At 60.9% G+C, this 19,170-nt stretch carries 18 protein-coding genes; 7 read left to right on the forward strand and 11 right to left on the reverse strand.

Annotated elements, in window-relative coordinates:
• The first annotated feature begins 153 nt into the window (after positions 1–153).
• The 5 genes from mnmC to AC4PS6_RS11875 all read left to right on the forward strand — a co-directional run bounded on the left by mnmC (position 154) and on the right by AC4PS6_RS11875 (position 7,432).
• A complete protein-coding gene (mnmC, locus tag AC4PS6_RS11855) occupies positions 154–2,154 on the forward strand; it encodes a bifunctional tRNA (5-methylaminomethyl-2-thiouridine)(34)-methyltransferase MnmC2/FAD-dependent 5-carboxymethylaminomethyl-2-thiouridine(34) oxidoreductase MnmC1 (RefSeq protein ID WP_060767629.1) in 2,001 nt (666 codons plus the stop codon).
• A 136-nt stretch (positions 2,155–2,290) separates the two neighbouring features.
• Positions 2,291–4,063, forward strand: a complete 1,773-nt coding sequence (locus AC4PS6_RS11860) for an N-acetylglutaminylglutamine amidotransferase (protein WP_014719264.1) — start codon at positions 2,291–2,293, stop codon at positions 4,061–4,063.
• Positions 4,064–4,066: 3 nt separating this feature from the next.
• Positions 4,067–5,812: an N-acetylglutaminylglutamine synthetase gene (gene ngg / locus AC4PS6_RS11865; protein ID WP_336827306.1), complete on the forward strand. Its 1,746-nt coding sequence runs from the start codon at positions 4,067–4,069 to the stop codon at positions 5,810–5,812.
• Positions 5,813–5,947: 135 nt separating this feature from the next.
• Positions 5,948–7,132, forward strand: a complete 1,185-nt coding sequence (locus tag AC4PS6_RS11870) for an osmoprotectant NAGGN system M42 family peptidase (protein ID WP_014719266.1) — start codon at positions 5,948–5,950, stop codon at positions 7,130–7,132.
• Positions 7,133–7,204: 72 nt separating this feature from the next.
• Positions 7,205–7,432 (forward strand): YheU family protein, encoded by a 228-nt coding sequence (locus tag AC4PS6_RS11875; protein ID WP_003192759.1) that lies wholly within the window; start codon positions 7,205–7,207, stop codon positions 7,430–7,432.
• 7 nt (positions 7,433–7,439) lie between these two features.
• On the opposite strand, the gene csrA is transcribed toward AC4PS6_RS11875, so the two are convergent.
• The gene (csrA, locus tag AC4PS6_RS11880) at positions 7,440–7,643 is read right to left on the reverse strand and encodes a carbon storage regulator CsrA (RefSeq protein WP_014719267.1); all 204 of its coding nucleotides are present in this window, start codon (positions 7,641–7,643) and stop codon (positions 7,440–7,442) included.
• 127 nt (positions 7,644–7,770) lie between these two features.
• On the reverse strand, positions 7,771–8,586 hold the full coding sequence (locus AC4PS6_RS11885) for an SDR family oxidoreductase (RefSeq protein ID WP_014719268.1): 816 nt from the start codon (positions 8,584–8,586) through the stop codon (positions 7,771–7,773).
• 329 nt (positions 8,587–8,915) lie between these two features.
• On the opposite strand from AC4PS6_RS11885, the gene AC4PS6_RS11890 reads away from it, so the two are divergent.
• Positions 8,916–9,068: a DUF3309 family protein gene (locus AC4PS6_RS11890; RefSeq protein WP_003192767.1), complete on the forward strand. Its 153-nt coding sequence runs from the start codon at positions 8,916–8,918 to the stop codon at positions 9,066–9,068.
• Between the two features lie 100 nt (positions 9,069–9,168).
• Here the strand turns inward: AC4PS6_RS11890 and AC4PS6_RS11895 are convergent, their stop codons facing one another.
• From AC4PS6_RS11895 to AC4PS6_RS11915, 5 genes are all read right to left on the reverse strand, one after another.
• Entirely contained in the window at positions 9,169–11,256 is a 2,088-nt protein-coding gene (locus AC4PS6_RS11895; protein ID WP_032903735.1) for an LTA synthase family protein, read from the reverse strand.
• Positions 11,257–11,665: 409 nt separating this feature from the next.
• On the reverse strand, positions 11,666–11,857 hold the full coding sequence (locus AC4PS6_RS11900; RefSeq protein ID WP_003192770.1) for a PLDc N-terminal domain-containing protein: 192 nt from the start codon (positions 11,855–11,857) through the stop codon (positions 11,666–11,668).
• 67 nt (positions 11,858–11,924) lie between these two features.
• Entirely contained in the window at positions 11,925–12,455 is a 531-nt protein-coding gene (locus AC4PS6_RS11905; RefSeq protein WP_032903736.1) for a hypothetical protein, read from the reverse strand.
• A gap of 41 nt (positions 12,456–12,496) precedes the next feature.
• Complete coding sequence (locus tag AC4PS6_RS11910; RefSeq protein WP_014719271.1) at positions 12,497–13,012, reverse strand: ankyrin repeat domain-containing protein; 516 nt, start codon at positions 13,010–13,012, stop codon at positions 12,497–12,499.
• Between the two features lie 106 nt (positions 13,013–13,118).
• Positions 13,119–14,945 (reverse strand): long-chain-acyl-CoA synthetase, encoded by a 1,827-nt coding sequence (locus tag AC4PS6_RS11915; RefSeq protein WP_014719272.1) that lies wholly within the window; start codon positions 14,943–14,945, stop codon positions 13,119–13,121.
• Positions 14,946–15,413: 468 nt separating this feature from the next.
• Between AC4PS6_RS11915 and AC4PS6_RS11920 the strand changes: the two genes are divergently transcribed.
• Positions 15,414–15,692, forward strand: coding sequence for a DUF3509 domain-containing protein (locus AC4PS6_RS11920; RefSeq protein WP_003172952.1), 279 nt, complete (start codon positions 15,414–15,416; stop codon positions 15,690–15,692).
• Positions 15,693–15,751: 59 nt separating this feature from the next.
• On the opposite strand, the gene AC4PS6_RS11925 is transcribed toward AC4PS6_RS11920, so the two are convergent.
• The 4 genes from AC4PS6_RS11925 to aroC all read right to left on the reverse strand — a co-directional run bounded on the left by AC4PS6_RS11925 (position 15,752) and on the right by aroC (position 19,089).
• Complete coding sequence (locus AC4PS6_RS11925; RefSeq protein ID WP_014719273.1) at positions 15,752–16,021, reverse strand: response regulator transcription factor; 270 nt, start codon at positions 16,019–16,021, stop codon at positions 15,752–15,754.
• Positions 16,022–16,230: 209 nt separating this feature from the next.
• A complete protein-coding gene (locus AC4PS6_RS11930; RefSeq protein ID WP_014719274.1) occupies positions 16,231–16,761 on the reverse strand; it encodes a 1,2-dihydroxy-3-keto-5-methylthiopentene dioxygenase in 531 nt (176 codons plus the stop codon).
• A complete protein-coding gene (locus AC4PS6_RS11935) occupies positions 16,758–17,921 on the reverse strand; it encodes an MFS transporter (RefSeq protein ID WP_020302244.1) in 1,164 nt (387 codons plus the stop codon). Before AC4PS6_RS11935 ends, AC4PS6_RS11930 begins: the two co-directional genes overlap by 4 nt.
• A gap of 76 nt (positions 17,922–17,997) precedes the next feature.
• Complete coding sequence (gene aroC / locus AC4PS6_RS11940; protein ID WP_014719276.1) at positions 17,998–19,089, reverse strand: chorismate synthase; 1,092 nt, start codon at positions 19,087–19,089, stop codon at positions 17,998–18,000.
• Positions 19,090–19,170 lie beyond the last annotated feature (81 nt).

Genomic DNA, 19,170 nt, shown 5'->3' on the forward strand with positions numbered 1-19,170 from the left:
GGCAGCTCCGTTTCAAGATGGCTCAAGACTAGCGGATTGGGCCAAGACACGCGCAAGGAAATACAACCCAGCCTTGCCATGGATCAATTCAACGCCTGTTGATCGGCTAGAATGGCCGCCTTGTCTTTGCCCGCTTTCATTTTATGAGCCGCCATGAACCCCATCACCCACGCCCAGCTCGACTGGGATGATCAAGGCCGCCCGCATTCGCGGGTATTCGACGACGTGTATTTCTCCGACCAGTCGGGCCTGGAAGAAACCCGCTACGTGTTCCTGGAGCAGAACCGCTTGCAGGAACGCTTCGCCGCCTTGCCGACAGGTGGGCGCCTGGTGATTGGTGAAACTGGCTTCGGCACCGGTTTGAACTTCCTCTGCGCCTGGCAGTTGTTCGAACAGCACGCAGTCGCCGGTGCGCGGCTGCACTTTGTCAGCGTGGAAAAGTACCCCCTCAGCCATGCCGACCTGCAACGCGCCCTCGCCCTCTGGCCCGAACTGCAACCCTTGGCCGAGCAACTGCTGGCGCAATACATTGCCATCCACCAGGGTTTCCAGCGCCTGGTACTGGACAATGGCCGCGTGACCCTGACCCTGTTGATCGGTGATGCGCTGGAACAATTGCCGCAACTGGACGCCCAGGTGGATGCGTGGTTTCTCGACGGGTTCGCCCCGGCGAAAAACCCCGACATGTGGACCGCTGAGCTGTTCGCCCAACTGGCGCGCCTGGCGGCACCGGGCTCGACCATCAGCACCTTCACCAGCACCGGCTGGGTAAGGCGGCTGATCAATGCCGCCGGGTTCAAGATGAAACGCACGCCAGGCATCGGCCATAAGTGGGAGATCCTGCGTGGGGAGTTTGTCGGTTGGCCCGCCGACTTACCCGCGCCGGCCCCACGTAAACCCTGGTTCGCCCGGCCACCCGCCATCGAGGGAGAACGTCATGCCCTGGTCATCGGCGGTGGCCTGGCCGGTTGCGCGACCGCCGCCAGCCTGGCCGCCCGGGGTTGGCGTGTCAGCCTTCTGGAGCGCCATGCCGGCCTGGCACAGGAAGCTTCGGGCAACCCACAGGGTGTGTTGTACCTCAAGCTTTCGGCCCATGGCACGGCCTTGTCCCAACTGATAGTCAGCGGTTTTGGCCACACCCGACGCCTGCTGGAACACTTGCACCGAGGTGTCGATTGGGACGGCTGTGGCGTGTTGCAACTGGCGTTTGACGCTAAAGAAACCCAGCGTCAGGCTCAATTGGCAAACGCCTTTGCTCCGGACCTGCTGCATCTGCTGGACCGCGAGCAAGCGCAGCAAAAGGCGGGAATCGAACTGGCCCACGGCGGGTTGTTTTTTCCACAGGGCGGTTGGGTGCATCCGCCCGCGCTGTGCCAGTGGCAGGCCAAACATCCACTGATTGAAGTGCTCACCCACCACGAGGCACTGGAACTGCACCGGCTCGACGACCAATGGCAAGCCCGCGCCGGTGACCGCGTACTGGCCAGCGCCGGTGTCGTGGTGCTCGCCGGGGCTGCGGAGATCAAGCGTTTCCCCTTCAGTGCAGACATACCGCTCAAGCGCATCCGTGGGCAGATCACTCGGCTGGCGCAAACCTGCGCGAGTAAAGCGCTGGCCACGGTGGTCTGTGCCGAAGGCTACGTCGCGCCGGCCCGGCTTGGCGAACACACCCTGGGCGCGAGTTTCGACTTCAACAATCAAGACCTCACGCCCACGCCCGCCGAACACCATGGCAACCTGCAGATGCTGGGTGAGATTTCTACCGACCTGCTGCAACGCCTGGGTGCTGATCGCTTGACACCTGAACAGCTGGAGGGCCGTGCCGCGTTTCGTTGTACCAGCCCTGACTACCTGCCCATCGTTGGGCCACTGGCTGACCATGCGGCGTTTGAGCAGGCTTATGCGGTACTGGGCAAAGATGCCCGGCAAGTACCGCAAACGCCCTGCCCGTGGCTGCCAGGTCTGTTTCTCAATAGCGGCCATGGCTCGCGTGGATTGATCACTGCGCCGTTGTGCGGCGAACTATTGGCTGCGTGGCTGAGTGATGAGCCCCTGCCCGTGCCCACCAGCGTGGCCGAGGCTTGCCACCCCAATCGATTTGCCCTGCGCGCGTTGGTGCGAGGCCAGGGCGCTGCACAAAAAAAGCCGGATTAAAGGCAAGGCGGCGATCTGGCTTATAACTTATCGGTCTAAAACTCCACGCATAGCACTGGGTCAGTTTCTGGGTACGCGCCCTTTTGGGCGTATTGAGTGTTGACCCCTCCCCAACGGAAAAACCGGTAAGGAACTTATGTGTGGATTAGCTGGCGAGTTACGCTTTGATCATCAACCTGCCGACCTGGCAGCCGTAGAACGCATCACCCATCACCTCGCCCCCCGAGGCCCCGACGCCTGGGGCTTTCATGCCCAAGGGCCGATTGCCCTGGGCCACCGCCGCCTGAAGATCATGGACCTGTCGGACGGCTCTGCCCAACCGATGGTCGACGCCCATCTGGGGCTGTCCCTGGCGTTCAATGGCGCTATCTATAATTTCCCGGAGCTGCGCCAAGAGCTGGAAGCCCTGGGTTACGCCTTCTATTCCGGTGGCGACACCGAAGTGTTGCTCAAGGGTTATCACGCCTGGGGCGAAGCGCTGCTGCCCAAGCTCAACGGCATGTTCGCTTTCGCCATCTGGGAGCGTGATGCCCAGCGTCTGTTCATCGCTCGTGACCGTCTCGGTGTGAAGCCCCTGTACCTGTCGCGCACCGGCCAGCGCCTGCGTTTCGCCTCGGCGTTGCCAGCGTTGCTCAAGGGTGGGGATATCAACCCGATCCTCGATCCGGTCGCCCTCAACCACTACCTGAATTTCCACGCCGTGGTCCCCGCGCCGCGCACGCTGTTGGCCGGCATCGAAAAGCTGCCGCCCGCCAGTTGGATGCGCATCGACGCCAGCGGCAAGACTGAACAGAAAACCTGGTGGACCCTGCCCTACGGCCCCCATGAGGACGAAAAACACCTGACCCTGGAAGACTGGACCGACCGCGTGCTCGACAGCACCCGCGAAGCCGTGGCCATTCGCCAACGTGCGGCGGTGGATGTGGGGGTGCTGCTGTCAGGCGGCGTCGATTCGAGCATGCTCGTCGGCCTGCTGCGTGAAGTGGGCGTGGAGGATTTGTCGACCTTCTCCATCGGCTTTGAAGACGCCGGCGGCGAACGTGGCGATGAGTTCCAGTACTCAGACCTGATCGCCAAACACTACGGCACCCATCACCACCAACTGCGCATCGCCGAAAGCGAGATCATCGAGCAACTGCCAGCAGCCTTCCGCGCCATGAGCGAGCCGATGGTCAGCCATGACTGCATCGCCTTCTACCTGCTGTCGCGGGAAGTGGCCAAGCATTGCAAAGTGGTGCAGAGCGGCCAGGGCGCCGATGAACTGTTCGCCGGTTACCACTGGTACCCGCAAGTGGACGGTGCCAGCGACCCGTACGCGGCCTACCGCGAGGCGTTTTTCGACCGCAGCTACGACGACTACGCGGCGACCGTCGCGCCCCAATGGCTGACCGCCAACGACGCGGCAGGCGATTTCGTGCGCGAGCACTTTGCAATGCCGGGCGCCGACGCGGCGGTGGACAAGGCCCTGCGTCTGGACAGCACGGTGATGCTGGTGGACGACCCGGTCAAACGCGTCGACAACATGACCATGGCCTGGGGCCTGGAAGCGCGCACACCGTTCCTCGACTACCGCCTGGTAGAACTGTCGGCCCGTGTGCCGGCCCAGTTCAAGCTGCCCGACGGCGGCAAACAGGTGCTCAAGGAAGCGGCGCGCCGGGTGATCCCCAGCGAAGTCATCGACCGCAAGAAAGGCTACTTCCCGGTGCCCGGCCTCAAGCACCTGCAGGGCGATACCTTGAATTGGGTGCGCGAGTTGCTGCTGGACCCGAGCCAGGACCGCGGGTTGTTCAACCCGGCCATGCTCGACCGCTTGCTCACCGACCCGCAAGGCCAATTGACCCCGCTGCGCGGCTCCAAGCTGTGGCAGCTGGCGGCGCTGAACCTGTGGCTGAGCGAACAAGGAATCTGATCCATGAAACCGAATGCCGCGGCTTACAGCCAACGCTTACTCAAGGGCCAGGCGCCGACCTACGAGCGCCTGCAAGCGCGCCTGGCCGAAGATGGCAGCGCACTGGCCGCCGACCCGATTGCCGTGCATTGCGGCTGGGGCCGTTTGTTGATCGGCCACACCTTTCCCGACCCGGCAAGCCTGGCTCAGGAACTGCTCAACGAGCAGCCCGGGGAGCGCGATATCGCCCTGTACGTGGCAGCGCCCCAGCAAATCCTGGGCATTGACCCGCAGCAACTGTTCCTCGACCCGTCCGACACCCTGCGCCTGTGGTTCACCGACTACCGCCCGGCCACCCGGGTGTTTCGCGGCTTTCGTATTCGCCGGGTGCAGAGCGAGGCCGACTGGCAAGCGGTCAACCACCTGTACCAGGGCCGCGGGATGCTGCCTGTCGACCCGGAACGCCTCACCCCACGTCATCAAGGCGGCCCGGTTTACTGGCTGGCCGAAGACGAAGACAGCGGCGCGGTGATTGGCAGCGTGATGGGCCTCAACCATCACAAGGCCTTCCACGACCCGGAGAACGGTTGCAGCCTCTGGTGTTTGGCCGTCGACCCTCAATGCACCCGCCCTGGCGTCGGTGAAGTGTTGGTGCGCCACTTGGTGGAGCACTTCATGAGCCGAGGCTTGAGCTACCTGGACTTGTCGGTGCTGCACGATAACCGCCAGGCCAAGAGCCTTTACGCCAAGCTGGGCTTTCGGGCGTTGACCACCTTTGCAATCAAGCGCAAGAACGGCATCAATCAACCGCTGTTTCTGGGCCCGGGGCCGCAGGCGGAGTTCAACCCTTACGCGCGCATCATTGTCGAAGAAGCCCACCGACGCGGTATTGATGTGCACGTTGACGACGCCGATGCGGGCCTGTTCACCCTCAGCCACGGCGGGCGTCGCGTGCGTTGTCGTGAGTCCCTGAGCGACCTGACCAGCGCCATCAGCATGACCCTGTGTCAGGACAAGAGCCTCACCCACAAGGTGCTCAAGGCGGCGGGCCTGCAGGTGCCGGTGCAACAGTTGGCGGGCAGTGCCGACGACAACCTGGAGTTTCTCGACGAACACCAGCGCATCGTGGTCAAGCCGCTGGATGGCGAGCAAGGCCATGGCGTCGCCGTGGATCTGCGCAGCATCGAAGACGTGCAGCAGGCGATCGAAGCGGCGCGCCAGTTCGACAGCCGCGTGTTGCTGGAAAGCTTCCACGAAGGCCTGGACCTGCGGATTCTGGTGATCGGTTTTGAAGTGGTCGCGGCTGCGATTCGTCGCCCTGCCGAAGTGATCGGCGACGGCCAACATTCAATTCGCGCGTTGATCCAGGCGCAAAGCCGTCGTCGCCAGGCGGCCACCGATGGCGAGAGCAAAATCCCGCTGGATGCAGAAACCGAGCGCACCCTCAAAGCCGCAGGTTACGACTACAACAGCATCCTGCCCCGTGGCGTGCAACTGGCCGTGCGACGCACCGCCAACCTGCACACCGGGGGTTGCCTGGAAGATGTCACGGCGATCCTGCACCCGATACTGGTGGATGCAGCCGTGCGTGCGGCCCGTGCCCTGGATATCCCCATGGTCGGCCTGGACCTGATGGTGCCTGCGGCCGACCAGCCAGAGTATGTGTTTATCGAAGCCAACGAACGGGCCGGCCTGGCCAACCATGAACCGCAACCCACGGCTGAGAAGTTTGTGGATTTGTTGTTCCCACACAGTCAGCCAGCTACCTGACTACCGATCGTTCCCACGCTCCGCGTGGGAATGCAGCCTGTGATGCTCTGCGTCACCACAGCGGACGCAAAGCGTCCCTGAGGCGTTCCCACGCAGAGCGTGGGAACGATCGCCCTCAACTCATCAGGAGTTTCCATGACCCGAACCATTCCCGAACCCGATCTCGCGTACCTGCAAAAAGTGCTGCTGGAAATGCTCGCCATTCCCAGCCCCACCGGATTTACCGACACCATCGTGCGCTACGTCGCCGAGCGCCTGGAAGAACTCGGCATCCCGTTTGAAATGACCCGGCGCGGCACCATTCGCGCCACCCTCAAGGGCCAGAAAAACAGCCCTGACCGCGCCGTCTCCGCCCACCTGGACACCATCGGCGCCGCCGTGCGTGCGATCAAGGACAACGGGCGCCTGACCCTGGCGCCGGTGGGCTGCTGGTCGAGCCGCTTTGCCGAAGGTAGCCGGGTCAGCCTGTTCACCGACAACGGCGTGATTCGCGGCAGCGTATTACCGCTGATGGCCTCCGGGCACGCATTCAACACCGCCGTGGATGAAATGCCGGTGAGCTGGGACCATGTCGAGCTGCGCCTGGACGCCTACTGCGCCACGCGTGCCGACTGCGACTCCCTGGGCATCAGTGTGGGTGACTACGTGGCGTTCGACCCACTGCCCGAGTTCACCGAGAGCGGGCATATCAGCGCTCGCCACCTGGACGACAAGGCCGGCGTCGCCGCCCTGCTCGCCGCGCTCAAGGCCATCGTCGACAGTGGCGAACCCTTGCTGATCGACTGCCACCCGCTGTTCACCATTACCGAGGAAACCGGCAGTGGCGCAGCGGCCGCCCTGCCCTGGGATGTGAGTGAGTTTGTCGGCATCGATATCGCCCCGGTCGCCCCCGGCCAGCACTCCAGCGAACATGCGGTGAGCGTGGCCATGCAGGACTCCGGCGGGCCCTATGACTATCACCTGTCCCGCCACTTGCTGCGCCTGGCGTCGGACAACGACCTGCCGGTACGCCGCGATCTGTTCCGCTATTACTTCAGCGATGCGCACTCGGCGGTCACCGCCGGCCATGACATTCGCACTGCATTACTGGCCTTCGGTTGTGACGCCACCCATGGTTACGAGCGTACCCATATCGACAGCCTCGCCGCCCTGAGCCGCTTATTGGGCGCCTATATCCTCAGCCCGCCGGTGTTTGCCAGCGATGCGCAACCGGCCCAGGGCTCACTGGATCGGTTCAGTCATCAGATCGAGCATGAAACGCAAATGGAGAGCGACACCCGCGTGCCGTCGGTAGACAGCCTGGTCGGCCAGAAGTCCTGACGCGGTGAGTTGATACTGGCAACAAAGGTCCCGGCACAGTAGCATCGCCGGGACCTGACACCTGAGGCTTGTATGCTGATTCCCTACGATGCACTTGAAGTCGACACCCTGACCCGCCTCATCGAAGACTTCGTCACCCGCGACGGCACCGACAATGGCGACGACACGCCCCTGGAAACCCGCGTGCTGCGCGTGCGCCAGGCGCTGACCAAAGGCCAGGCGCTGATCGTCTTCGATCCCGAGAGCGAGCAATGCCAGTTGATGCTCAAGCACGATGTGCCCAAGCACCTGTTCGACTGAAGCCTGCCTAAGGGTTGGGCACCGGCACGGGGTGGGTAGCCTGGCCCTCGCCTTTGAGAATCTTGCGGTACACCTCGGCACGGTACACGTTGACGCCCACCGGCGCCTCGATGCCGAATTTCACGTGAGTACCGTTCACTTCAAGGATATGCACGGTGATGTCATCGCCAATGGCGATGGCTTCGCCTATAGCACGGCTTAAGACCAGCATGGCGGTAGTCCTTTTCCAGTAACAGGACCTCGACCATGCCCCCTTCGCGCTGGACCGACAATGGCTTGCGGGCAAATCAGGCATCTCCTACACAGGTAGGTAATTTGCCTGACAGACCCCAGCCAAATCAGGCCTTAACAGCCTGCGCCTTGGCGCGCATCTTGTCGGCCATCAGGGTCATTTCGTCATACAGCAACTGCGGATTTTTCTGTTTCAACGCCCAAGCCATGCGGCCTTGCTCGTGGGGCAGAATCATGAATTCGCCTTCGGCCACGCGCTGGTAAATGTAGTCGGCAATATCCGCCGCCGAGATGGGCGAACTCTCAAGCAACTTGCCCACTTGAGCCTTCATGGCTGGGGTTGGCCCACGGAACGAGTCGAGCAGGTTGGTCTGGAAAAACGACGGGCACACCACATGCACGCCCACTTCCTGTTGCTTGAGCTCCACCAACAGGCTCTCGGACAACGCCACCACGCCCGCCTTGGCCACGTTGTAGTTGCTCATGGCCGGGCCTTGCATCAGCGCTGCCATTGACGCGATGTTGATGATCCGCCCCTTGCTCTTTTCCAACAGCGGCAGGAACGCCTTGCAGCCTTTGACGACGCCCATCAGGTTGATTGCGATCTGCCAGTCCCAATCCTCCAGGGACAGTTCAGCGAAGAACCCGCCCGAGGCCACGCCGGCGTTGTTGACGATCACATCGATGCCCCCGAGCTTCACCTCACAGGCCTGGGCAAAGGCCGTGAGCTGGCTGTAGTCACGCACGTCGCAGCGCTGGGTAAAGCCATCCCCCCCGGCTTCGCGAACCTGCTTGAGGGTTTCCTGCAAACCGGGCTCGCTGACATCAGACAACGCCAACTGCCAGCCTTCACGGGCCCAGCGCAGAGCGATTTCGCGACCCAGGCCAGACCCGGCGCCAGTGATCATCATGCGGTTTTGCATAGGAAGTAGCCTTGTGGTTCACGAAAGAAGTGACCGGCAGTGTAGCGAAGGTTTTTGCTCTACCCACGCACCATCAGGGTGATGAATGCCCCGGGCAAACCGTGGGCTCGGTCGCAGGCGTGCCTATAGATTAAGTTCAATTTTTTTCAACTGATTAGTTCAAGTTGCGCACGCGTTAAAAGAAATAAGCGACCCATCAAAATGTTTTATAAAAACAATGAATTTTTTACGAAGTGGCAGAGTCGGAATGGGTAAGGCGTCCCACTGTACATGGACGAACCAACGGTTAAACAGCCGGTTTTTGCAAAGAACCTATAAGGAATAAAACCATGAGCCTCATTCTGATTATTATCCTGATCCTGCTGCTGGTCGGTGGTCTGCCGGTGTTCCCGCACTCGCGTAACTGGGGTTATGGACCGTCGGGTATCCTGGGTGTGGTACTGGTTGTTCTGCTGGTGCTGTTGTTGCTCGGCAAGATATAAACACCGCGCTACGCTTTTTATCGGAGCGAGCAAGCGCTCCTACAATTGAGAAGCAAAAAAAATAGGCCTTCTAGAAGGCCTCTTTTTTATTGTCGGTCAGTTAGTCCGGCTTACCGTCCACGACACCTGCGGTGTTATCCAACAAGCTCTTGGTCGCGGTCTGCAGGAACGACTCGAGTTTCTGCTTGAGTGCAGCTTCGTCCGGCGACTCCGGAATCACCTTGCCAGTCGGCTCGGCGCCCAGTGTGTATTCCCACAACTTGGGTGGCATTTCCTTGGGCAATACCAGTACGCGGTCGCCGGTGAGCAAGGCCACGGTCTGGTCGCTGCCCGATGGCTTGATCACGCCGAAACCCTTGTCACCTTCGGGCAGGTTCAGCAGGTCGCGGCCCCAGCACTGGTGCAAGGTATCGCCGCCCAGGCGGCCCATGATGGTCGGCACGATGTCGATCTGGGTGCCCACAGTGTGGTCACGCTCACCGAACTTCTCGCGCATGCCCGGTGCAATCATCAGCATCGGCACGTTGAAGCGACCCAGGTCCATCTCGGTGATCTGCTGCTCATTGCCAAAGCCGTGGTCACCGACGATCACAAACAGGGTTTCCTTGAAGTACGGCTCTTTGCGGGCCTTTTCAAAGAACTGGCCCAAGGCCCAGTCGGAGTAACGCATGGCCGTCAAATGCTCGTTGAGGCTGCCACGGTCGGTGACCTTCTCAACCGGCAATGGGGTCGGCAATGCGTACGGCGTGTGGTTGGACAGGGTTTGCAGCAGTGCGTAGAACGGCTTGCCGCCTTCGCGCGCCTTCAGTTCTTCCAGGCCACGGTTGAACATGTCCTGGTCGGACACGCCCCAGGTCGGGTCGGAGAACACCGGGTCGACGAAGTCATTGCGGCCGATGAAGTTGGTCATGCCCTGGTTGCTGAAGAAGCCCGACTGGTTGTCCCAGGCGAAATCGCCGTTGTAGACATACACATCGTCGAAATCACGCGCACTGAGCAACTGCGGCAGGCCCGACAGCTTGTGGCTGCCTTCCGGGGTCTGCATCAGGTATTCGAAACCCGGCAGGTTCGGGAAGCAGGCCATGGTGGCGAACATACCCTGGTGGGTGTGGGTGCCGTTGGAGAAGAAGCGGTCGAACAGCAGGCCCTCTTGGGTCAGCTTGTCGAAGTACGGGGTGATATTGCCCGGACGTCCCAATGCGCCAACCGAGTGACCGGCGAAGCTTTCCATCAGGATCACCACGACGTTCTTGATCGGCAGGGTTTTCTCGTCCGGTGGCGTGAAGTCACGGCGCACGGCAGCGGTGTCGGTGTCTACCAGCTTCTCTTGCGGCAGCACCAGCATGTCGCGCACGGTCTGGGTGGCCAGTGGTTGTTCCAGGGTCGCCTTCCAGATGTTGGCGCGGTCCTCACCGAAGCGCGCCTTGGCCGCCGCGATCAGCGACAAGGTGCCATTGAGGCCCAACTGGTTGGCGAAGTTCGAGTCAGTGGTGTAGACGTCACCCCAACGCAGCGGTGGCCCTTGGCGCAGGGTGCCACGGATGGCAACCACGGCAACCAGCAGGCAAACCATGAACACTGCGATGCGGCTGTACCACGGCGCCACTTGGCGGGTGCTGACAGTGCCGCCGCTGAACGGGCCCCGTGGGCGCGTTGCGCGGTCAGCGCCCTTGAAGGCCATGCTCAGGATCAGCGTGCCCACGGCCCAGGCCAGCAGGTAACGCACCACCGGGAAACCGTACCAGAGCATGCTCATCACGGTTTTCGGGTCTTCCTTCACATACTGGAAGACCAGGCCGTTGAGGCGCTGGTGGAATTCGCGGTAGAAGTCCATCTCCATCAAGCCCAGGAACAAGGCGATGCTGGACGCGACGGTCAGCCACAAACGGAAGAACCCGCGCGCCGCCATGGCCCGCACGCTGAACAGCGCCAACAGCAGCGGAATCAGCAGGTACATCACCAGGCGAATGTCCAGGCGCAGGCCGTTGGCAAACGCTTCAAGGAACGTCGAGGCCGGCGTATCGAGGATCATCTCGCGGTTGTAGACCAGCAACGCCAGGCGCAGCAGGGAAAACATCACCATCATGACCAATGCGCAGAGCAGCGTGTACGCCAGATGGGATTTGACGGTCGGTTGCAGCAGGCGATTTGAAGCTCGCTGCTGATTCAGGGCGTCCGGGTTTGCCATGTCGTTTTAGGACCCATTGGAAGTTTAAGTTGCGAAATAATGCAGTGGCGTCCGTCCCTCGCCCAGGCTGGCTGGGGTAGGCGGTTAACGCGGTGGCACAAATGGTGCCCGATCGAGGCCGGCAAGGCTATTAATTACTGAACGTAAGGCACGACCCTGCCTTTAAGGGCACTGGAGATAGAGCCCTGGCAGCCGGATAAAGCCGGCGAATTGTCTTGGATGGGATGTGAAAATTTCGTGCGGCGAATAGTTTCGACACACAAATTTAATTAACGCCGTAAACCCCACTGTGGGAGCAGGCTTGCCTGCGATAGCGGTGTGTCAACCAAAACAATGCAAGCTGACCCACCGCTATCGCAGGCAAGCCAGCTCCCACATTGACTGTGCCCGCTCCAAATCGGGTGGGTCGTCAGATCCGCACGTTACCGCGCGGCCCGGCGATAGCCCAGATGATCAGGCCCAGCACTGGCAACAGCAGGATCAACAGGATCCACAGCACTTTGGCGCCGGTGCTGGCGCCGCTTTTGAACACGTTAATGATTGCCCAGATATCCAGCGCGAGGATGATCAGGCCAATCAGACTATTAAACGTGGAACCCATGGTGTCGCTCCTAAGTGAGGGCATGCACTTGTAGGATAGTCAGCCTTGGCGCGGGTTCCGTTTTATTTCAGACGTGTACGGCAATCTTCAAGGCTTCCAATGATGGTTCGGCCTTGATGCCGACTTCGGCACACAGTTCCAGTACCCGCGCCAGGTCGTTGCCGAACACCAGCACTGCCTGGATCTCGTCGTCCAGCAACTGGCTGAAGTTCATCAGCACATAACCGCCGTCTTCCGGGCTCAGGGCGCTCATCTGGATCTGGATGCGGTTGAGCGCGGTCAGGTCTTCGGTCTTGGCCAGTTGCTTGGGCTTGAGGTTGAACGCCACGCCCGGACCGAACGACGCGACGATCTGGGCAAACAGGTCGCCATAGGTATCGGCCTGGAACAACACCGTGTCTGGCAGGCTACCGACCACCACCCACTCTCCCAGCGGAATCGGGAAACTGTCGTCGTAGTTGATATCCGGATTGGCCGCCAGGAACGCCGCCGGGTCCGCGTAGGCCTGGGCCGCTTCGTCGGCAATACGCGCTACTTCATCCTCCCCCATGACGCCGGCGCTGATTTTGCTGATGAGTTCGACGAGGGCGGTTTTCATGGGGCGATCCTGTAACGGGCAAGTTTTGAAGGGCGCGTAGCCTACACCAGTTTCTGCAACTGCGCCGCCGTATCCACCGCGCCCATGGTCTGCGCCGCGGCCAGTGCCGTCGCGCCTTGTGCATCGGTGGCCTTGGGGTTTGCGCCTTTACCGAGCAGGTAATCAACCATGTCAACGCGGTTGAACATCGCCGCCATCATCAAGGCCGTACGCCCGTCCGAGGAGGCCGCGTCAATCGGCGTGCCGCCCTCGATCAACGCCTGGACCACCGGCAGGTTGCCTTTGAACGCCGCCCCGGCAATCGGCAACTGGTTCTTGTCGTTGGCGATCAGGGGGTCGGCCTTGAACTCCAGCAGCACTTTGACCGCCTCGGCATGGCCGTGGTACGCCGCGAGCATCAACAAGGTGTCGCCATTGTGATTACGAAAGTTGGCCGGCAGGCCTTTCGCCAACAGTGCGGCAAGCATGGCGGCGTCGCCGCGCCGGGCGACGTCGAAGACTTGCTCGGCAAACTCGGCGGCTTCGTCTTCGGTCATTTGTTTAGGCTGATCTGACATGGGGGCTCCTTGCTGAGGCGACTGACATAACTGTTTAAGGCGCCCAGTGTCGCGATGGAGTTCCCCGGTGTCATGGCTTTTTTGTCAAAAGCCGCCATAGCCAGAATCAATAACGGAATTGGCCGCCCTGGATCTGCGCCAGCAATTGCCCGGTCACCGGCACATAGCTGTCCGAACCCGGCAACCAGGCGTAGACCGGGTCATTGCCAGCCTTGTCCGGGTCGAACCCTTGCTCCTTGAGCTTCACTTTCTGGTACTTGAACGTGCCGGTGGTTTCCATCTTCACCTTGATCCGCAAAAACAACGGCACCGCATAAGGGGGCAACTGGCCGTGGGCGAATTGCAGCAGTTCGCGCATGTCCAGGCTGGCCAGGGATTCGCTGGGGGTGATGGCGACCATGCCGGCGCGGCCGTTGGTGTTATCGATTTCGACGCCATAGGCCACCACTTCAGCGATCTGCGGGTGTTTCAGCAGGACGTTTTCCACCTCGGTGGTCGAGACGTTTTCGCCCTTCCAGCGATAGGTATCCCCCAGGCGATCGACAAATTGCGCATGCCCGAAACCGATGCTGCGCACCAGGTCGCCGGTGTTGAAATAGCGGTCGCCTTTTTCGAATACGTCGGTCAGTACCACCTTGCGGTTCTTTTCCGGGTCGGTGTAACCGTCGAAGGGCGACTTATCATCAATGCGCGCCAATAACAGGCCCTGCCCGCCGGTGGGCACCTTGACCATGAACCCGTTGCTGCCGCGCAGCGGTTCACCAGTGTCATGGGCGTAGTCCACCAGCGCCCAATGCTGCAGGCAAAAGCCGATGGTGTTGTCAAAGTTCAGCACGTTGGTAAAGCCGATATTGCCGTCGCTGGCGGCATACAGTTCGCAGATATGCTCCACACCATAGCGCTGCTTGAACTGCGCCCACACACCGGGGCGCAGGCCGTTGCCGACCATCTTGGTCACCTGGTTATCACGGTCCTGCGCACTCGCGGGCTGGTCGAGCAGATAGCGGCACAACTCACCGACATAGCCCAGGGTGGTCGCCTTGAACTTGCGTGCATCGTCCCAGAACTGGCTGGCGCTGAATTTGCGCCGAATGGCAAAGCCGGACGCACCGATAATCGCCGCCCCCCAGCACACGCACAGGCCGGTGGCGTGGTACAGCGGCAAGGTGCAATAGAGGACGTCCTGTGGCCCCATGTCCAGGGCGATACTGCCGAAGCTCACGGCGGTTTTGGTCCAGCGCCCGTGCTTCATGATGCCGGCCTTGGGCAAGCCGGTGGTGCCGGAGGTGTAGATATAGAAGCAGGGATCGTGGAAGAACACCTGCGCGGAACTCGCCGGGTTGTCCACCGGGCTTTCGGCACTGGCGGCCATCAGGTCGATGTAGCCGTCGGGCACCCTACTGCCCGGCTGATCGGCCACGAACCAAGTGCGCTCGGCCGGGATCTGGACTTGATCGCGCACTGCTGCGTAAGGGCTCAGCAATTCGGCACCGACCACAATGGCAACCGGCTTGACCAGGGTCAGGCTGTGTACCAGCGCCCCTTGAGTTTGCGCCGTGTTGAGCATGGCGCAGATGCCGCCCAGCTTGGCCACGGCCAGCACGTTGAGCAGCAACTCGGGGCGATTCTCGATAAACAGCGCTACCACATCGCCCTTGCGGATGCCCTGGGCCTGCAAGTGATGGGCAATGCGATTGGCGCACTGATTGGCGTCGCGGTAGCTGATCACGCTGTCCCCATACAGCAGGGCAGCACCGTCAGGGTTACGCAAGGTGGCTTGTTCGAAATGCCAGCCCAGGCCGCAGGGTTGGTTGGGGTCGGTGACGTTGGCCGCACGCATGCCGCGCACCACCCGTGGGAGCGCCCGAACAATGGCAGGCACCTTACGCAGCATCATGCGCCAGGTGATCATGTCGACTTGCTGATGAGTCATGGAGGGACGTCCCTTTTCTTATTCTTGGTCTGGTCCAGGTACATCGACTGGTGTAGCGGAAAATACGTCAGCGGTTCTTTGGCTGTACACGCGGGATTTGAAAAGTTTTGTATCTCGTGGCGGCCGGCCGATGCTTATCTCCCTGACACTGCACCCTCAAAATGTGGGAGCTGGCTTGTCGGGTCGGCGCAGCGCTGCGATGACGACCTCCCAGCCGACCGGGATTTTTCCGAGCAAAACACGGTCAGTATCATTACAGCCCTCCCCCTTCCTGCCGGAAAAATCACCGGGCAGATAGCGCAAAATGCAGGATGCACGATGGCCCTTCATGCAAATTGCACGAAAACGAAAATCCTATAAATTTATAACTTGCTGATTTATAACGATTTTTTAGAATATCCAATACTGGCACAATCACTGCACCTATCACTCCATGCTTGCCAACTTGAGCCAATGGAGCTGATAGACATGAGCCTGATCCAAGATAAATTCGCTTCAGTATTCTCCAACTACGACGTCACCACCCAGCCACGTCCGGACGGCGGTATCCTGTTGACCCTGCGCAACAGCGAAGGTAAGCAGGTCAAGCGCTCGATCTCTTATCAGCAGCTGCACACTGCCGACCAACTGACTTGGGTGATTAGCGCCATTCGCCGTGACCTGGCCGAACAAGCCAGCGAACTGCCGCAGATTTCGATGTTGCAAAGCCAGAACCGCTTTGCGCTGCCGACCTATCACTCGGCCTAATCTACACCTCTGAAAAAGGGCCGCGACGCTACTCAGCGTCGCGGCCCTTTTTCATGCCATTAACATAAGCCCTGCCGAACCGCCTCATTCTTTGCCTGCACACGGTTGGTGACATCCAACTTGCCGTAGATGTTGCGCAGATGAAATTTCACCGTGGCTTCAGAGGTGGCGCGAATCTGGCTGATTTCCCAGACAGTCTTGCCCTCGGAGGCCCATCGCAGGATTTCCAGCTCCGTGGGAGTCAGGGGCTTGCCGGACAAGCTCCGGCGTTTTCTGATAGCCGTGGGCACAATAACCGACGGGCGATACGTCTCCTCGGGGCCACTCATTGTTCTCTCCTTATATCTGCTGATGCGCTGCCATCTTTCGGATTCCTCCTATTGACAGATGGCATAAACATTTACGCTGAACAGAGAGTTACATAACGAGTGGAATCAAAGCGCACGGCAGAGAACAAACAGCTTTACCCTACAAATAATTAAGTTTCTTCCCACAGCGACTTCCAACTTGCCAGGGTTGAACATTCAGTTATCTACGCTTAGTCATCCAGTCCTGGAAAGCGAGTGGCAATCGCATCACAGGTCAACGAGGGCACAACGCCTTGGGCCGTGTTGAACAAACGCAGTGTCACACAGTGCGGGTTCTCGCCCATGTCGAACCAGTGCGGTACACCGGCCGGGATGATCAGCAAGTCATTCTTCTCACAGCGCAAGCTGTACACATAGTCGCCTATGTGCAGCGTAAACAGCCCCTGGCCTGCGATGAAGAAACGCACCTCGTCTTCACTGTAGGTACGTTCGTCCAGGAACTGCGCACGTAACACGTCCTTCTGCGGATGGTCTTGGGTCACGCTGACCACTTCCACAGCGGCGTAGCCGAGGGCTTCGATCTGAGCCTGGTAGGCGGCAATCATTTCAGCATCAGTGGCGCCCTTTTCTATCGGGCTGGGCTGCCAGCGCTCAAAACGCACGCCGTGCTCGGCCAGGGTCGACTGGATGTCGTCGGCATGGGTCAACACTTTGTTCGGGGTGTCCGGGGAGGCGATGGAGTAGACGGCTACATAGCTCATTGCACGGTTCCTTGGTTCGGCTCTTGCAATCGAAGGCCAATGATAATGGCGGCGGCCAGGGCCGCGAGGCTGGCGATACTGAACGTGAAGGTGGGCCCCAGCAGGTTCCAGCTGTAACCGGAATAGAGGGCGCCGAGCGCGCCGCCGGTGCCGGCCAGCGCGGCATAAAGGGCCTGACCCTGGCCTTGCTGGCGGTCACCGAAGCTGCGTTGCACAAAGGCAATTGCCGCCGCGTGAAAGCTGCCGAACGTGGCGGCGTGCATCAACTGCGCCACCAGCAGCAGCCAGAAAACTTCGGCAAATGAACCCAGCAGCCACCAGCGCAGCGCGGCCAGCAGGAAACTGGCGAGCAGCACCCGGCGCACCGAAAAGCGCGCAAGAATACGGCTCATGGCCAGGAACATCAGCACTTCCGCCACCACCCCCAGCGCCCACAGTAGGCCGATTACGCCGCGGCTGTAGCCCAAATGCTCCAGGTGCAGGGTCAGGAAGGTGTAATACGGGCCATGGCTCATTTGCATCAGCGCCACGCAGGCATAAAACGCCAGCACGCCGGGGCTGCGCAATTGTTTGAGAAAGCCATCGCCGGCCATGCGGTTGCCGTGGCTGGCCGGCTGCGCGTTCGGTACCCAAAGGCTGGCGCCGATGATGCCGGCCATGATCACCACGACCGCCACCGGGTAGATATCCAGGCTCAGCCAATCGAACAGGCGCCCCATGATCACCACGGTGAGGATAAAACCAATGGAGCCCCACAGACGGATCTGGCTGTAGCGCGAGGTTTGCTTGTGCAGGTGGGCCAGGGTGATGACTTCAAACTGCGGCAGCACCGCGTGCCAGAAGAAAGCGTGCATGGCCATGACCATCGCCAGCCAGGCGTAGGTCTTGCTGACAAAAATCAGGCAGAAGCTGGCCAGGGTGCACACCGCGCCGAATCGCACAATGGCCAAGCGCCGGCCGGTGTAGTCGCCGATCCAGCCCCACAGGTTGGGGGCCACGCAGCGCATCAGCATGGGAATGGCCACCAGTTCGCCGATGCGCGCGCTGGAGAAACCGAGGTGATCGAAGTACAGCGCCAGGAACGGCGCTGTCGCCCCCAGCAGGGCGAAATAGAACAGGTAGAAGCTGGAGAGGCGCCAGTATGGGAGGGCTGGGTTCATTTTATTCAGGGCTGCTTTGCAGCCCAGCGCGAGCAAGCTCGCTCACCACAATAAGCGCGCTCATTGCCCCAGGCGATCACAGTTGGCCCAGTACCGGGGTACTCACGCGCACATCGGCATTCTGCCCGCGGTTGCGCAGCAGGTGGTCCATCAGCACGATGGCCATCATGGCTTCGGCTATCGGTGTGGCGCGGATGCCGACGCACGGGTCGTGGCGGCCTTTGGTGATCACGTCCACCGGGTTGCCGTGCACATCGATCGAACGGCCAGGCGTGGTAATGCTCGACGTGGCCTTGAGCGCCAGGTGCGCCACGATCGGCTGGCCGGAAGAAATACCGCCGAGGATGCCGCCCGCGTTGTTGCTGAGGAAACCTTCAGGGGTCATCTCATCGCGATGCTCGGTACCGCGCTGGGATACGCAGGCGAAGCCGGCGCCGATTTCCACACCTTTCACCGCGTTGATGCTCATCAGCGCATGGGCCAGTTCGGCGTCGAGGCGATCAAAGATCGGCTCGCCCAGGCCCGGCTTCACGCCTTCGGCCACCACGGTGATCTTCGCGCCGACCGAATCCTGGTCGCGGCGCAACTGGTCCATGTAGGCTTCCAGTTCCGGCACCTTGTCCGGGTCGGGGCAGAAGAAGGCGTTGTCTTCGACGCTGTCCCAGGTCTTGAACGGGATTTCAATCGGCCCCAACTGGCTCATGTAGCCACGGATGACGATGCCCTGGGTGGCCAGGTATTTCTTGGCGATGGCGCCGGCGGCCACGCGCATGGCGGTTTCACGCGCCGAGCTGCGGCCACCGCCACGGTAGTCGCGTTCGCCGTATTTGTGGTGGTAGGTGTAGTCGGCATGGGCCGGGCGGAACAGGTCCTTGATCGCCGAGTAGTCCTTGGACTTCTGGTCGGTGTTGCGGATCAACAGGCCAATGGCGCAGCCCGTGGTGCGACCTTCGAACACTCCGGAGAGGATTTCGACTTCGTCCGGTTCCTGGCGCTGGGTGGTATGGCGGCTGGTGCCGGGCTTGCGGCGGTCGAGGTCGCGCTGCAGGTCGTCCAGGCTCAGCTCCAGGCCTGGCGGGCAGCCGTCGACAATGGCGACCAACGCCGGGCCATGGCTTTCGCCCGCGGTGGTGACAGTGAACAGCTTGCCGAAGGTATTGCCAGACATGCAGGGCGCTCCGTGAAATCAGTTGAATCAAGTCAACCGTAATAACTTAAGACGGCCAGTATACGCAGGCTAACCGACTAG

Source organism: Pseudomonas sp. DW-iso17 (assembly GCF_058725345.1).

Coding starts and splice junctions, on each gene's coding strand:
- mnmC (WP_060767629.1), top strand. CDS start 154: ATGAACCCCATCACCCACGCCCAGCTCGACTGGGATGATCAAGGCCGC.
- AC4PS6_RS11860 (WP_014719264.1), top strand. CDS start 2,291: ATGTGTGGATTAGCTGGCGAGTTACGCTTTGATCATCAACCTGCCGAC.
- ngg (WP_336827306.1), top strand. CDS start 4,067: ATGAAACCGAATGCCGCGGCTTACAGCCAACGCTTACTCAAGGGCCAG.
- AC4PS6_RS11870 (WP_014719266.1), top strand. CDS start 5,948: ATGACCCGAACCATTCCCGAACCCGATCTCGCGTACCTGCAAAAAGTG.
- AC4PS6_RS11875 (WP_003192759.1), top strand. CDS start 7,205: ATGCTGATTCCCTACGATGCACTTGAAGTCGACACCCTGACCCGCCTC.
- csrA (WP_014719267.1), bottom strand. CDS start 7,643: ATGCTGGTCTTAAGCCGTGCTATAGGCGAAGCCATCGCCATTGGCGAT.
- AC4PS6_RS11885 (WP_014719268.1), bottom strand. CDS start 8,586: ATGCAAAACCGCATGATGATCACTGGCGCCGGGTCTGGCCTGGGTCGC.
- AC4PS6_RS11890 (WP_003192767.1), top strand. CDS start 8,916: ATGAGCCTCATTCTGATTATTATCCTGATCCTGCTGCTGGTCGGTGGT.
- AC4PS6_RS11895 (WP_032903735.1), bottom strand. CDS start 11,256: ATGGCAAACCCGGACGCCCTGAATCAGCAGCGAGCTTCAAATCGCCTG.
- AC4PS6_RS11900 (WP_003192770.1), bottom strand. CDS start 11,857: ATGGGTTCCACGTTTAATAGTCTGATTGGCCTGATCATCCTCGCGCTG.
- AC4PS6_RS11905 (WP_032903736.1), bottom strand. CDS start 12,455: ATGAAAACCGCCCTCGTCGAACTCATCAGCAAAATCAGCGCCGGCGTC.
- AC4PS6_RS11910 (WP_014719271.1), bottom strand. CDS start 13,012: ATGTCAGATCAGCCTAAACAAATGACCGAAGACGAAGCCGCCGAGTTT.
- AC4PS6_RS11915 (WP_014719272.1), bottom strand. CDS start 14,945: ATGACTCATCAGCAAGTCGACATGATCACCTGGCGCATGATGCTGCGT.
- AC4PS6_RS11920 (WP_003172952.1), top strand. CDS start 15,414: ATGAGCCTGATCCAAGATAAATTCGCTTCAGTATTCTCCAACTACGAC.
- AC4PS6_RS11925 (WP_014719273.1), bottom strand. CDS start 16,021: ATGAGTGGCCCCGAGGAGACGTATCGCCCGTCGGTTATTGTGCCCACG.
- AC4PS6_RS11930 (WP_014719274.1), bottom strand. CDS start 16,761: ATGAGCTATGTAGCCGTCTACTCCATCGCCTCCCCGGACACCCCGAAC.
- AC4PS6_RS11935 (WP_020302244.1), bottom strand. CDS start 17,921: ATGAACCCAGCCCTCCCATACTGGCGCCTCTCCAGCTTCTACCTGTTC.
- aroC (WP_014719276.1), bottom strand. CDS start 19,089: ATGTCTGGCAATACCTTCGGCAAGCTGTTCACTGTCACCACCGCGGGC.